This is a genomic window from Clostridium sp. (genome assembly GCF_036642255.1).
Classification (GTDB): Bacteria; Bacillota; Clostridia; order Clostridiales; family Clostridiaceae; genus Clostridium_J.
In genome coordinates, this window is the sequence record NZ_JAVWDJ010000012.1 from 25,672 (window position 1) to 38,700 (window position 13,029).

At 32.7% G+C, this 13,029-nt stretch carries 11 protein-coding genes; all 11 read right to left on the reverse strand.

The genetic code is table 11. The features are described from left to right. Positions 1 to 15: 15 nt before the first annotated feature. The 11 genes from RR409_RS08750 to RR409_RS08800 all read right to left on the reverse strand — a co-directional run bounded on the left by RR409_RS08750 (position 16) and on the right by RR409_RS08800 (position 12,543). Positions 16 to 1,560 carry a sigma 54-interacting transcriptional regulator gene (locus tag RR409_RS08750; RefSeq protein WP_332557363.1) on the reverse strand — a complete coding sequence of 515 codons (1,545 nt, stop codon included), beginning with the start codon at positions 1,558 to 1,560 and terminating at the stop codon, positions 16 to 18. A 464-nt stretch (positions 1,561 to 2,024) separates the two neighbouring features. Continuing rightward, positions 2,025 to 2,966, reverse strand: coding sequence for a 3-hydroxyacyl-CoA dehydrogenase NAD-binding domain-containing protein (locus tag RR409_RS08755; protein WP_332557364.1), 942 nt, complete (start codon positions 2,964 to 2,966; stop codon positions 2,025 to 2,027). 12 nt (positions 2,967 to 2,978) lie between these two features. Next, a complete protein-coding gene (locus RR409_RS08760; protein WP_332557365.1) occupies positions 2,979 to 3,797 on the reverse strand; it encodes a 3-keto-5-aminohexanoate cleavage protein in 819 nt (272 codons plus the stop codon). 922 nt (positions 3,798 to 4,719) lie between these two features. Next, on the reverse strand, positions 4,720 to 5,508 hold the full coding sequence (locus tag RR409_RS08765) for an SDR family oxidoreductase (protein WP_332557366.1): 789 nt from the start codon (positions 5,506 to 5,508) through the stop codon (positions 4,720 to 4,722). Between the two features lie 102 nt (positions 5,509 to 5,610). Next, positions 5,611 to 5,949: a cupin domain-containing protein gene (locus tag RR409_RS08770; protein ID WP_332557367.1), complete on the reverse strand. Its 339-nt coding sequence runs from the start codon at positions 5,947 to 5,949 to the stop codon at positions 5,611 to 5,613. 719 nt (positions 5,950 to 6,668) lie between these two features. After that, the gene (gene moaC / locus RR409_RS08775) at positions 6,669 to 7,139 is read right to left on the reverse strand and encodes a cyclic pyranopterin monophosphate synthase MoaC (RefSeq protein WP_332557368.1); all 471 of its coding nucleotides are present in this window, start codon (positions 7,137 to 7,139) and stop codon (positions 6,669 to 6,671) included. Positions 7,140 to 7,494: 355 nt separating this feature from the next. Then, positions 7,495 to 8,199, reverse strand: a complete 705-nt coding sequence (locus tag RR409_RS08780; protein ID WP_332557369.1) for an ABC transporter ATP-binding protein — start codon at positions 8,197 to 8,199, stop codon at positions 7,495 to 7,497. Continuing rightward, entirely contained in the window at positions 8,199 to 8,975 is a 777-nt protein-coding gene (locus RR409_RS08785) for an ABC transporter ATP-binding protein (RefSeq protein ID WP_332557370.1), read from the reverse strand. The genes RR409_RS08780 and RR409_RS08785 overlap by 1 nt, the downstream gene beginning before the upstream one ends. Beyond that, on the reverse strand, positions 8,953 to 9,903 hold the full coding sequence (locus RR409_RS08790) for a branched-chain amino acid ABC transporter permease (protein ID WP_332557371.1): 951 nt from the start codon (positions 9,901 to 9,903) through the stop codon (positions 8,953 to 8,955). The genes RR409_RS08785 and RR409_RS08790 overlap by 23 nt, the downstream gene beginning before the upstream one ends. A 54-nt stretch (positions 9,904 to 9,957) precedes the next feature. Next, complete coding sequence (locus RR409_RS08795) at positions 9,958 to 10,842, reverse strand: branched-chain amino acid ABC transporter permease (RefSeq protein WP_332557372.1); 885 nt, start codon at positions 10,840 to 10,842, stop codon at positions 9,958 to 9,960. 444 nt (positions 10,843 to 11,286) lie between these two features. Continuing rightward, the gene (locus RR409_RS08800; protein WP_332557373.1) at positions 11,287 to 12,543 is read right to left on the reverse strand and encodes an ABC transporter substrate-binding protein; all 1,257 of its coding nucleotides are present in this window, start codon (positions 12,541 to 12,543) and stop codon (positions 11,287 to 11,289) included. Between the last annotated feature and the right edge of the window lie 486 nt (positions 12,544 to 13,029).

A 13,029-nucleotide genomic window follows, 5' to 3' on the forward strand; every position in this document is an offset into this window, starting at 1 on the left:
AATTTAGTTGTAATTTTATTTACTCTCTTTTTTTAGAGATATACCTAAGGCTTTTGCCTTTCTAAATACAGTAGGTTGTGTAACACCTAGCACCTCAGCTGCTTTATAAGTGCTTCCATAGGTATTCAGCGCATTTTCTATGATTTCTCTTTCTACCCTATCTACAGCCTCTTTTAATGTGCAGTTAGTTTTATTGATATAGGTAGGTTTTTCTGTAACTGAAATTACATTAGTAATATGCTGACCTGTTATATGCTTATCATCATCTAGAACTACTAATCTCTCAATTACATTTTGTAACTCCCTAACATTTCCTGGCCAAGAATAACTTTCTAACAATAGAATTGCATCTCTATGAAAGCTCTTTTCTTTTTCATATTTTTTATTAAACTTTTCTAGGAAACTTTGAGATAAAATTGCAATATCTTCAACTCTTTCTCTTAATGGTGGGATTCTTATGGGAACCACATTGAGCCTATAGTACAAATCTTCTCTAAATTTACCTTGCTCAATAAGTTCTTCTATCCTTTGATTTGTAGCAGCCAAAACCCTTACATCTATTTTTATACTTTTACTTCCTCCAAGCCTCATTATTTCTCTTTCCTGAAGCACTCTTAAAAGTTTACTTTGGGCACTTAAAGGCATTTCTCCTATTTCATCTAAAAGAATAGTACCGCCCTCTGCTAATTCAAACATTCCAAGCTTTTCTTTATTTTGTGCCCCAGTAAAGGCTCCCTTTTCATAACCAAATAATTCTGATTCAATCAAAGTTTCAGGTATAGCTGCACAATTTACCTTTATATATGGCTTATCTTTTCTTTTGCTTCTATCGTGTATTTCTTTAGAAACTAACTCCTTACCACAACCTGTTTCACCTGTGACTAAAATTGTAACATCGGTTTTAGCCACATATTTAATTAGTTCTTTTATTTCATTCATTTTTTTATTTTTAGCAACTAAAAAGTCGTTTTTTCCATATTTACTCTTAAGATAATTTAATTCATTTAAGTACTCTTCTTTTTCTTTTTCAATTTCCTCTAGTTGTCCTTTTAATTTTAGAATTTCTGTTAAGTCCCTCATTACTGTTAATACTTCAACTAATTTACCATCCTTATTAAAGAAAGGATTTGCTGTAATTACTACTTTTTTATTATTAACTACTGCTAAAGAAGTCTTTTTCTTCTCTTCGATTAAAACTTGTCCAGATACAGGATCAGTAATAATTCTTTTTTCAATGAGATACTCTAGAGACTCATTAATAAGATGTTTACTTTTTAAACCTGTTATTTCTAGATAACCTTTATTTACTCTTTTAATTATCCCCTTTGAGTCTATGAGGCAAACACCATCTGATATGATATCCCCAATGACAAAAGCAGTAATTTGACTTTCTTCATATTCTTTAAGTTCACAAATAACTTTATTTTGCTCTATAATTAAATTCTCAAAGTTTTTAAGAATATCATAAATTTCATCCTCGACTTCTATATTGTCAAAGTCTTTGAGATTGCCTTTTTTTTCTAAAATGGAAGAGTTAATATTGTATATTTTCTTTAACATATCTATCTCCTAATCTTCTTTACTAATCGAGTTTCATCTTTATTTTATCAGATTTATTAAAATAAAGTATGTCCTTTGACAAAATACCCTCAAAGATTATTCAATAAAATATTAATTATAAGAGAAGTTATTAAAATCGTGGTAAAATTACATTTCTAACATAAATATTTCATAAATAAACCTTCATCCTCATAAGTAAAAAACTAATCAAAAATCAAAATTCTAATGATAGAAACTTTTTTAAACTTAGATTTACAATATTCTTTTACATATCCATTTACAAAGGTATTTTTAAAAAATAATATACGAAAAACTTTAAAATTTATAACAACAATCTACTTATAATTAAAAGTACAAAACTATCAACTTTATAACATGAGAGCCCTAATTTAAAATGACATAGGAACTCCCATATTATAATACTTTTTATAACTTAAAAGCTTGTTAACCTATTGAGATTCTAACTATTTGTTGCCATATAGTGTATCTACTAAGTACTCCCGAAGCCTATCATTAGCTCTAGCTGACTCTTCTTTAGACCATGATTGAAATCCTCTGCCTGATTTGAAGCCTAAATCTCCCACTGCTACCTTTTCTTTTAGTAGTGAAGAAGGCTCAGTAGAGTTTTCTAGATATTTTAAGAGGTAACTGTGAATTGATAAGGTTAAATCTGTTCCCACCATATCTGAGTTTTCCATTGGTCCAAGTATTGGTAGCCTTAGTCCAAAACTATATTTTATTGCTTCATCCACAGTCGCTGCATCAGCTATGTTATTTTCTACAATAGAAATTGCTTCTCTCCACAAGGCATGTTGTAATCTATTTGCCACAAAACCTGGAACATCCTTATTAACTCTGATAGGATGTTTCTTTGCATTTTGTAGTAGCTCCATGGTTTTATCCATTACTTCCTCAGAAGTATAATTTGATTTTATTACCTCCACCAATGGAATTAAATAAGGTGGATTCCAGAAGTGAGTTCCAATAACTCTAGCTTTGTTTATAGTTTTCTCTGATATCTCGGTGATGCTCATTACAGAAGTGTTTGTTGCAAAAATAGTATCTTCTTTGCATAGTTTTTCTAAATTCATAAATAAGCTTTGTTTCAACTCCATATTTTCTGGTATACATTCAACAACGAAATCTGCATCCTTAGTTGCAATTATCATATCTTCTGTTAAGGATATTCTGCTGAGAATTCCTGCTGCTTCGTCCTCTGTAATGGCTTTTTTTTCTTTTAGAAAATTAAGATTGGAGTTTATTTTATCCATACATTCATATTCAAACTTTTCTCGTATGAAAATTGTTACTTTTAACTCTTCACAAGCAGCAAACACCTGTGCAATACCGCTGCCCATCATACCAGGTCCAAATAATGTTATATTTTTTATAGTATTATTACTCATATAACCTTCACCTTACACTAACTTTAATATTTTTCTAGCATCATCTGGAGATGCCACTTCTTTATTAGCTTCTCTTATTATTCTAGCTGCTCTTGCTACTAGTTCGGCATTTGAAACTGCTAATGTATCCTTAGAATAAAATACATTATCCTCCATTCCTACTCTTACATGTCCACCTAATGCAATAGCTGTATATAAAATAGGTAAATGTCCCTTACCTATTCCTAGTGCAGACCAAGTGGCATCCTGTGGAATAAGACTCTTAAGATAAACTAGATTTTCAACTGTAGCTGCACTTCCACCCGCTGCTCCTAATACAAATTGGTAATGTAAAGGACCTTTTAATACTCCCTTCTTTAGGTAGTATAAGGAGTTATATACCATTCCTGCATCAAAAATCTCAATCTCAGGCTTAACTCCATTTTCCTGCATGGTATGTCCTAGTTCTTCTAAGAACTTTGGGTGATTGATAAATAGACTATTATTCATCCAATTCATAGATCCACAATCATATGATGCAAGTTCAGGCTTTATTAGCCTTAAATGTTCTTGTCTTGTTTCATCTGTGGCATTCAAATCCCCAGAGGTAGTTAAGTTAATTACTATATTACATTTTTCTCTTATAAGCTTCACAGTCTCTGCAAACTTATCTTTGTCCATACTACCTTTTCCTTCATCATCTCTCATGTGAAGATGTGCAATAGCTGCTCCTGCTTTCCAACACTCATATACGTCATTTGCAATTTCTTCAGGAGTAAGAGGTATACTAGGGTTATCTTTTTTACTTGGCCAAGCGCCTGTGGTAGCTACTGTTATAATTGTTTTTTCCATGATTCGCACCTCTATTATGTTAATTTTTTAACTACTACTAACAGATATTAATACCATTGAATCTATATGCTAGTGTAAAACATAGGTAAGCAACCTAAAATCTTTGATATACAAAATGATTTATTACTTCCCTTGAGTCACCTATAGATATATTAAATTGAAACTAATGCATATTCTCAATAGCTTTCTAAAATTCCTATTATTAAATTATAGGGATTTAACTTAAAGGCTTAAGTATAAATACGTCTACATTACTCCCACATAGGGCATTAATGTGTCCCAACTTAAGCTTAAATCTTAAATCCTATGACTACACTCAACTGTAATGAGTTCTATACTTGTAAATTTTATTACGGGTTAGAACTCACATTATCCTATTAGTACTTTTATTGCACCTTTAGGATTAGCACATCTCTTTTTTAAGTAAACATTGGCGGATGTTTACTTCACATTTCCCGAGGGTAACTATTACACCGTGGTTTTTATGATTATTTTGAAAGGATGAAGCTCTCATTATTTAATTTAAGAGGAGGCTATTCCGCAAATTAAATCCAATGAGAGAGTATTTCCTTCCAAGAGAGTTAAAAATTTTTTTATCATTATACTATTACTTATGTGTAACTTTATAACCTCTATAAACATTTGTTCTTTCATTAGAAACACTTTGAGGTTGTACACTTTTATTGTCTATAAACAATATTATTTTTACCGACATTATAGAAACTTCAAATCTCTGAGCTTCTATAAGCATCAGTTGCTCAGCTAAGCACAATTAATTTGATGGCAGTATAGCTTATCATCCTGTGTTGTTAGGTCTAATCAGTTTACTGCGACTCTTATTTCATATCACTGTACCTAATAGGTATCCTCAATGGTATAATAGAACTTCTCAAGTGAAGTCACTTACAGAATGTGCTAAAAATTAGCAAGCCCAATATCCACCTTCAACCGCTACATTAGCCCCTGTCATAAAATCACTTGCACTTGAAGCTAAGAAGATACATGGTCCTACAAAATCCTCTGGTTCTCCAAGTCGGCCTATTGGAAGACGTTTTAAGAAATTCTTATAAACAGCACTTTCTGGATCAAACATCCATTCTGTTAAGTCTGAACGAAATACTGTTGGATTAATTGTATTAACATTAATTTTATATTTTTCTGTCCATTCACAAGCAAGGGACTGAGCCATAAGATCTATACCTGCTTTTGCTGTAGCGTAACCTGTATAACCTGCCATGCCCATTTTTGAACGAGCAGAAGATACTAATATAGCTTTCCCACCTTTTTCCTGTTGAATCATTTGTTTTCCAACATATTTACAGTACAACCATGTACCCTGAACATCAGAATCCATGATTTTTTTCCATTCAGTTAAGTCTTGTTCTACGATTGGTTGTGCATGATTGTATCCAGCTGCTGTAACTAATACATTAATTTCTCCAAATTTTACAACTGCATCATTAACAACTCTGATTACATCATCTTCAACCGCAGGGTCTCCTATTGAATAGTCACACTGAATTCCTTGTGCTTCTAATTCATTGCAAAGAGCCGCGCATTTTTCATCGCTACGGCCTGTTACAAAAACCTTCATACCAGCAAATCCATAGCCAAACGCAATTGCTTTTCCTAAAGCACCTGTAGCTCCAGTAATAAGTGCAACTTTTCCACTAACATCAAACAAATTGTTTACAAACTGCTTATCTAGCATACTCTTCTCTCCTTAAACTATTTAGTTTTCTAAATAGAATTATTAATCCTAGAAACTCCTAAAATTGCAACAACTTTAGAATAGATAAATTCATTATTGATTTTAGTAATTAACTACAACCAACATAGTAGCTGGCATGTTAGTTTCATTAATAATTTCTCTGCCTTCATTTGGTCCAATAAATAAAGAATCATTTTTTTTAAGTACAAATGTTTCAGTTTTTGATTTGACTTCAACCTCTCCCTCTAACACAACATAAACTTTTTCAGTTGGTGAGTCCTCATACGCATATTCAGCGCCGCCACCTGGTAAAAAGTGAGTTAGTCCCATCCAGAACTTAGAAGCTCCTGTTTCTTCGATTCCTTGAAGTTTTAAAGTTGCACAATCAAAGTGTTTTGGAGCCGTATAAGGCTTAACATCCTTAAATTCAACCTTTTTCATATCTGACACCATCCTTTCATAAAACAAAAATTTAATTACTTTGAGATTGTTTCTAAAATTTTCTCATGTTTAGATATCTACTGATAAGTATCAATAACAAGACTTAATAGAACTCTTTTTAAGAAAACTTTAGTTCAAGACTTCCATCTTTCTAGTTAAAAAATCGCCTTGCATTTTCCATCACAATGGCTACACTTTATTAAAAAGCAACTTGCGTGCCAACTTTCTAAAGGCATCTATTAATTATCTATAAAAGTGGTATAACAGCTTAAAATCCTTTGTTTTATTTTTTCAATTTTAATAACCTATAACTAATTAGTTACCAAGAAGTTATAATTTAAGCTGGATTTCTCACTAAAATTAGAAGTGTTAATACATAATGGTATTAAAAAATAAGATATTTAGAATTAACGGTGAATTTCACTTTATGTTATGATACAATAATGTATTTTGTGTAATACATTATTGTATTAATTTATTAATTTCTAATTTTCTTTACTTCCTAATAAAACGAAATGTAGTTTTTTCAAATATTTTTCATAAGTAAAAGTACGCAAAAAAAGATGCTGTTAAAAAAACTAACACCATCTTTAAAAAGTCTTTAGGTAGGATTTCCATAACTACTCCACAGAGCCTTCCTTTAACTTCACAGATTTCTATATTTAAATGAGGGAAATGAATTTAATTTGAATTTTTCAAACCTTTTCATTCTATGTTTATTAGCTTCTCACAAAGCTTCCTGATTTTCCACCTGATTTTTTCAAAAGCACAATATCACCAATTTCCATGCCCTTGTCCACCGCTTTACACATATCATATATGGTTAGTGCTACTATAGATGCTGCAGTAAGAGCTTCCATTTCGATACCTGTTACATAGCTACATTTCACTTTTGCTAAAACCCTTACTTTGTTAGGATTTTCTATAGTAATATCTATATCAATACCTTCTATTGGTACAGGATGACACATAGGTATTAGTTCGTGAGTCTTTTTCGCAGCCATAATTCCAGCTATTCTTGCGCAGGAAAAAACATCTCCCTTAGGCATTGCCCCAGTGGTAATCAGCGTCAAGGTCTCTGCTTTCATAGTAACAACAGCCTGAGCTACAGCTTCCCTATCAGTAGTTTCTTTTCCCCCAACATCCACCATACGAGCAGCACCCTTTTCATCTAAGTGCGTAAGTTCCATTTCAACCCCTCCATCTCCCTTTTTTTTACATAATATCATATTTCTCAAATACTGACAACTTTATTACTCCTTGTTAAGATCCCCCACCAAAGTTTTCAATAATGCCGAGGATCACCACCTTAACTTATTTAAGCACTTAAACTTGTTTAAACATTAAAGATTCTAGAAAGCTTATCCTTCAAAAAGTGATTAACAATTTTATTTTAGTTTTACGTATCTAGGCTTAAGCAGCAACTCCAGCTTATTTATTTTTATAAAAAAGACTTCCAACAATGAATCTTAATCCATAGTTAGAAGTTTGTAATTCCAAGAAATGTAATAACATTTCAATAGTTATTTCTTTTCTATAGTATGCTTAGCCCCCAAGATAAGCACTTTTCACATTTTCATCTTTAAGTAATTCCTTTGCATTCCCTTGGATTTCAATTTCCCCATTTCTTATGATATAGGCCCTATGAGCAACATTAAGCGCCATATGTGCATTTTGTTCAACTAGTAAAACTGTGGTACCTGCACTATTTATATCTTTTATAATGGAGAAAATCTCCTTTACTATAATTGGAGCAAGTCCCATGGAAGGCTCATCTAACAATAAAAGTTTAGGTCTTGCCATAAGTGCACGACCCATAGCAAGCATTTGCTGTTCTCCTCCTGATAAAGTTCCCGCCATTTGCTGTATTCTCTCTTTAAGCCTTGGAAATAGCGAAAATATCTTTTCAAAATCTTTCTTTATTTCCACTTTATCATTTCTTATATATGCTCCCATTTCAAGATTTTCCATCACACTCATTTTTGAGAAAATCCTTCTACCTTCTGGAACATGAGAAATACCTAGTCTCACAATGTCTGGTGCATTCAAAGAAGTTATTTCTTTTTTATTAAACATTATTTCTCCACTTCTTGGCTTTTCTAGACCAGAGATGGCTTTTAAAGCAGTGCTCTTCCCCGCCCCATTTGCTCCTATAAGCGTAACTATTTCTCCTTCTTCAATATTAATATTTACATTTTTCAAAGCATTAATTGCCCCATAAAATACATCTAGCCTTTTAAGTTCTAACATTATTCTACCTCCCCACCTAAGTATGCCTTGATGACTTTTTCATCCTTTTGTATATCTTGTGGAGATCCACTAGCAATTAAAGTACCATAATCAAAAACAAATAATCTTTCACAGACTTCCATAACTAAGGACATATCGTGCTCAATAAGAATAATAGTCAGATCAAAAGTTTCTCTAATCCAAGTAATAAGGTTTTTGAGTTCCTTAGTTTCTTGTGGGTTCATTCCTGCAGCAGGTTCATCTAAAAGAAGAAGCCTCGGTTTTGCAGCTAAAGCCCTTGCAATTTCAAGCCTTCTCTGATCCCCATAGGAGAGATTCTTCGAAATCTCATCCTTTTTATCTAAAAGATTAAATTTTTCAAGGAGCTTTATGGCCTCATCCTTAGTTTTATCTTCACTTATATAAAAAGAAGGTAACCTAAATACTGCTGAGGCCACGCCATACTTTAAGCCATGGTGAAACCCAATCAGTACATTATCTACTACCGACATATTTTTAAAAAGCCTTATATTTTGAAAGGTTCTAGAAATTCCGTAGTGAGTTATTTTGTAAGGCTTTAATTGTTTTGTAGTAACTTTTTTATTTAAATCATAAGTAATTTCTCCTGAAGTGGGAGTATAAATCCCTGTGAGTAAATTAAAGAAAGTAGTTTTCCCAGCTCCATTGGGGCCAATTAATCCAATAATTTCTCCTTTTTCTATGTTTAAACTTACATTTGAAACTGCTTTTATGCCACCAAAATCCTTTACTAAATTACTTACTTTCAGTACTGACATTTAACTTCACCCCCTTTCTAAATAATTTAAATTCGCTATTTCCCATAAGTCCTGTGGGTTTATAAACCATTATTACAAAAAGAATTAGAGAATAAACCACCATTCTAAGTTCAGGTATATTTTGAAGAAAAAGTGAAATAAAAGATAATGCAACTGCTCCAACTACTGAACCCTTTAGGCTTCCAATTCCACCAAAAACTACAATAACTAAAATATCAATGGATTTCATAAACCCGAATGAATCTGGCTTAATAAAATAGAAATAATTTGCATATAAAGCTCCTGCAATTCCTGAGAAAAATGCACCAATGGCGAAAGCTAACACTTTATAAAAGGTTGTATTTACCCCCATGGCTTCTGCTGCGATTTCATCTTCCCTTATAGAAATGCAAGCTCTTCCATGATAGGATTTTATGAAGTGTCTTATTATCACCACAGTGAGTACTCCCATGAGGAAAATCCATGTCCAATTTGTGTATTGGGGAATATCATTTAGTCCTGTAGCTCCACCAATGTACTCTGTGTTTAATCCTAAAATTCTTATTATCTCCCCAAACCCTAATGTTGCAATGGCTAAATAATCTCCCTTTAATCTTAGGGTTGGAATACCAATAACAACCCCTGCCAAAGCTGCAACTATCCCAGCAAATATCAACCCAACAATAAAAGGTTGATTAAGTTTTGCTGTTAGAATTGCTGAAGCATAGGCTCCAATGGACATAAAAGCTGCATGTCCTAGTGAAAACTGACCTGTAAACCCCGTAATAAGATTTAAACTCACTGCCAGGATGATGTTAATCCCAATGAGTACAATATTTAATAATATATATGAATCAATAACCCCTAGATTTATTGAAACTTGAATCTCTGCATAAGTCAAAATTAGAACAATAAGATTTAGAACATTACTTTTGCGAAACTGCTTCATCCTTTACCACCCCTTTTTTGCTTTTGAAATATAACTGCTGTTGCTTCTTATCTTCTACACCTTTTCCTTCACGCTTTTACCTAAAAGTCCATTTGGTTTTACAAGAAGAACCACTATCAATATGGAAAAGGCAACTGCATCTTTAAATATTGACCCTCCATATGCACTAACCATGGTTTCTGTCATCCCAAGGAATATCCCACCAAATACAGCACCAGGAATTATACCAATTCCTCCTATAACCGCTGCAATAAAGGCTTTTAATCCTGGGATAACTCCCATAAGAGGATTGATAGAATTATAATATACTCCTACAAGGACCCCAGCTGCGCCTGCTAATGCTGATCCTAACGCAAAGGTATAGGATATAGTCTTATTTACATTTACCCCCATAAGTTCTGCTGCAGCTTTATCTAGTGAAACTGCTCTCATTGCTTTACCAGTTTTCGTCTTATGGATTATATATTGAAGAGCAACCATTAAAATAAGGGTAACCACAACAATATAAATATTCTTTACGTCTATCACCACATTCCCATTGAAAAAAAGAAGCTTTTTGTTAGCTAAAACATTTGGAAAAGTTCTAGTATCAGGCTTTACAAAATACATCATTACATATTCTAAGAACAAAGACACACTTATAGCTGTGATAAGGGCTGCTATTCTTGTTGAATTACGTATGGGTTTGTAGGCAACCTTTTCTATGATCATTCCAAGAATGCTACATACTAACATTGCTACAAGGAGTGATGGTAAAAACCCTAAATTTAAAAAGGTGGTTAAGGCAAATCCCACATATGCTCCCACCATATAGATATCACCGTGAGCAAAGTTGATTAAGTTTATAATCCCATAAACCATAGTATAACCAAGTGCAATCAGTGCATAAATACTTCCAAGGGATATCCCATTTATCAATTGCTGCAATAACTCTTCCATATCAATCACTCACTTTCTATTGGTTTTCATGGGCTATGTTAAAATACATATTCATAAAAAAACTTCTCTTATAATTTTCAAAGATTAATGTTATATTACCTTCATCATAGTATTAGGTTTGAACCATCTATTAATTTTCACGAAAACCAATAGTATTCCAGCAATTTTATTAAGATTAATCTTGTCATCAGTATCGTATTCTATATGAAAAGTTCTATTAGGATAATTTTTTGAAAATCATTTTGAGACACTCCCATGAAAACTAATTTTTAAAATTTAAATGGACAACAATTTATTAAAATTGTTTATATAATCTACTTCTTAGTTTAAATAATGAACAAGTTCATTTTTGCAATAGACTTTGAAAGGATATTTGACTCCCACCTTAAACTCACTTGAGCACTGATGAGGATGAGAGTAGTATCCTTCCAAAATGCTTTTAAACTATGGATTTAATTTTTTTAAGAAGGTTGGTTCTCCATTTTTCATCTCTATAACTGTTACTGACTTTACTGGATTGTGGCTTTCATCAATTGAAAAGCTTCCTGTAACCCCTTTAAAATCTTTAGTATCAGAAAGAGCATCCTTTAACTTTGAAGAATCTACTTCTCCAGCTCTTTTTAAAGCATCTGCAAAATAATAAGCCATATCATAACCTAGGGCACTAAAAGCATCTGGATCTTTACCGTATTTTTTATTAAAATCTTCTCTAAATTTAACTACCTCTGGAGCAGTATCCTTTGAAGAATAGTGACTTGTATAATAAACCTTATTTAAAGCATCGCTACCTGCTATTTCACTAAGTTTTGGTGATTCATAACCATCTCCTCCAAGCACAGGCACATCTAACCCAAGTTCTCTAGCTTGTCTAATAATTAATCCTACTTCCTCATAATATCCTGGAATGAATAACACTTCAGGATTTACACCCTTTATTTTTGTTAAAACAGCTTTAAAATCTGTATCCTTACCTTGGTAAGCTTCCTCAGTTACAACACTACCCCCAAGTTTCACATAGGTTTCTTTAAAACTTTCTGTTAAACCCTTACTATAATCGCTAGTTGTATCCACAAGCACTGCAGCATTTTTTAAAGCTAAATCATTATAAGCAAAGTTTGACATCATAACCCCTTGAAAAGAATCGCTGAAACAAGTTTTAAATACAAATTCTCTTACTTTCCCATTACTATCTATGGTGACATCATCTGCAGTGGCTGAAGCAGAAATTAGTGGAATTTTATTTTGAGTAGCTGCTGGTGATGCAGCCTTTGTGTTTCCCGAAGTAGCTGGTCCTAGAAGAGCCACCACCTTATCTCTTGTTGCTAGTCTAGTAGCAACATTTGCTGCTTCTGTATTATCTGATTTATTATCTACCTTCACTGGTTCTATTTGTTTTCCAAGAACTCCACCATTTTTATTTAACTCTTCAAAGGCAAGTTCTATACCGCTACTAATACTTTGACCATAGGTGGCTACATTTCCTGAGAGTTCATAATTTAAGCCTACTTTTATTTTATCTGCATTACCTGTTTTATTTAATGCTGCCTCTGAACAACCTACAAAAACACTTGCCATAAGAACTGATGATATTAATACTGATAACTTTTCTTTCATACAAAACACCCCTAATAATATTATTTTTCTAAGTACCAATTTCTTGCATATAATACCATCTTCATCCTGATCTACACTTATCCCCAAGAAAACCACCCCCTTTTATAATTATCTAAATAATGAACAAGTTAATTTTGTTAAGCGACACTGAAAGATGACTTAACTTCCACCAAAGTATACTCTGTTAAGAGAACTCTCACATGGTGAAGGTGAGAGCTTTACCCTTCCAAAATGTCGAAAAAAAAGCCTCTACATGTATGAAAATACATGTAGAGGCATTATAATGCGATACCACTCTACTATATAATTATCTCGCGATAATTAACTCATCAGGTTCTATAGGTTTTAACACTAAAACTTATGTTAAAATTCTATCTTAAACCCTGGCCTTATAACGGGGCCCTACGTTATGACTTACTAAATTCAGCCATACAACTCCGAAGTGATTGTTCCCCATTAAATCAATGCCAGTTCTCAGCAATCCCGGCTCTCTGTAGTAGATTTTTAAATAGTTCACTCTTCATCATAGTCTTTATATTCTTATAAACACCTCACAATTTTTATTGTGCTGTT

What these genes read in the sequence shown, in the direction of transcription:
- RR409_RS08750 (WP_332557363.1), bottom strand. Translation starts at nt 1,560, where the DNA reads ATGTTAAAGAAAATATACAATATTAACTCTTCCATTTTAGAAAAAAAA.
- RR409_RS08755 (WP_332557364.1), bottom strand. Translation starts at nt 2,966, where the DNA reads ATGAGTAATAATACTATAAAAAATATAACATTATTTGGACCTGGTATG.
- RR409_RS08760 (WP_332557365.1), bottom strand. Translation starts at nt 3,797, where the DNA reads ATGGAAAAAACAATTATAACAGTAGCTACCACAGGCGCTTGGCCAAGT.
- RR409_RS08765 (WP_332557366.1), bottom strand. Translation starts at nt 5,508, where the DNA reads ATGCTAGATAAGCAGTTTGTAAACAATTTGTTTGATGTTAGTGGAAAA.
- RR409_RS08770 (WP_332557367.1), bottom strand. Translation starts at nt 5,949, where the DNA reads ATGAAAAAGGTTGAATTTAAGGATGTTAAGCCTTATACGGCTCCAAAA.
- moaC (WP_332557368.1), bottom strand. Translation starts at nt 7,139, where the DNA reads ATGGAACTTACGCACTTAGATGAAAAGGGTGCTGCTCGTATGGTGGAT.
- RR409_RS08780 (WP_332557369.1), bottom strand. Translation starts at nt 8,199, where the DNA reads ATGTTAGAACTTAAAAGGCTAGATGTATTTTATGGGGCAATTAATGCT.
- RR409_RS08785 (WP_332557370.1), bottom strand. Translation starts at nt 8,975, where the DNA reads ATGTCAGTACTGAAAGTAAGTAATTTAGTAAAGGATTTTGGTGGCATA.
- RR409_RS08790 (WP_332557371.1), bottom strand. Translation starts at nt 9,903, where the DNA reads ATGAAGCAGTTTCGCAAAAGTAATGTTCTAAATCTTATTGTTCTAATT.
- RR409_RS08795 (WP_332557372.1), bottom strand. Translation starts at nt 10,842, where the DNA reads ATGGAAGAGTTATTGCAGCAATTGATAAATGGGATATCCCTTGGAAGT.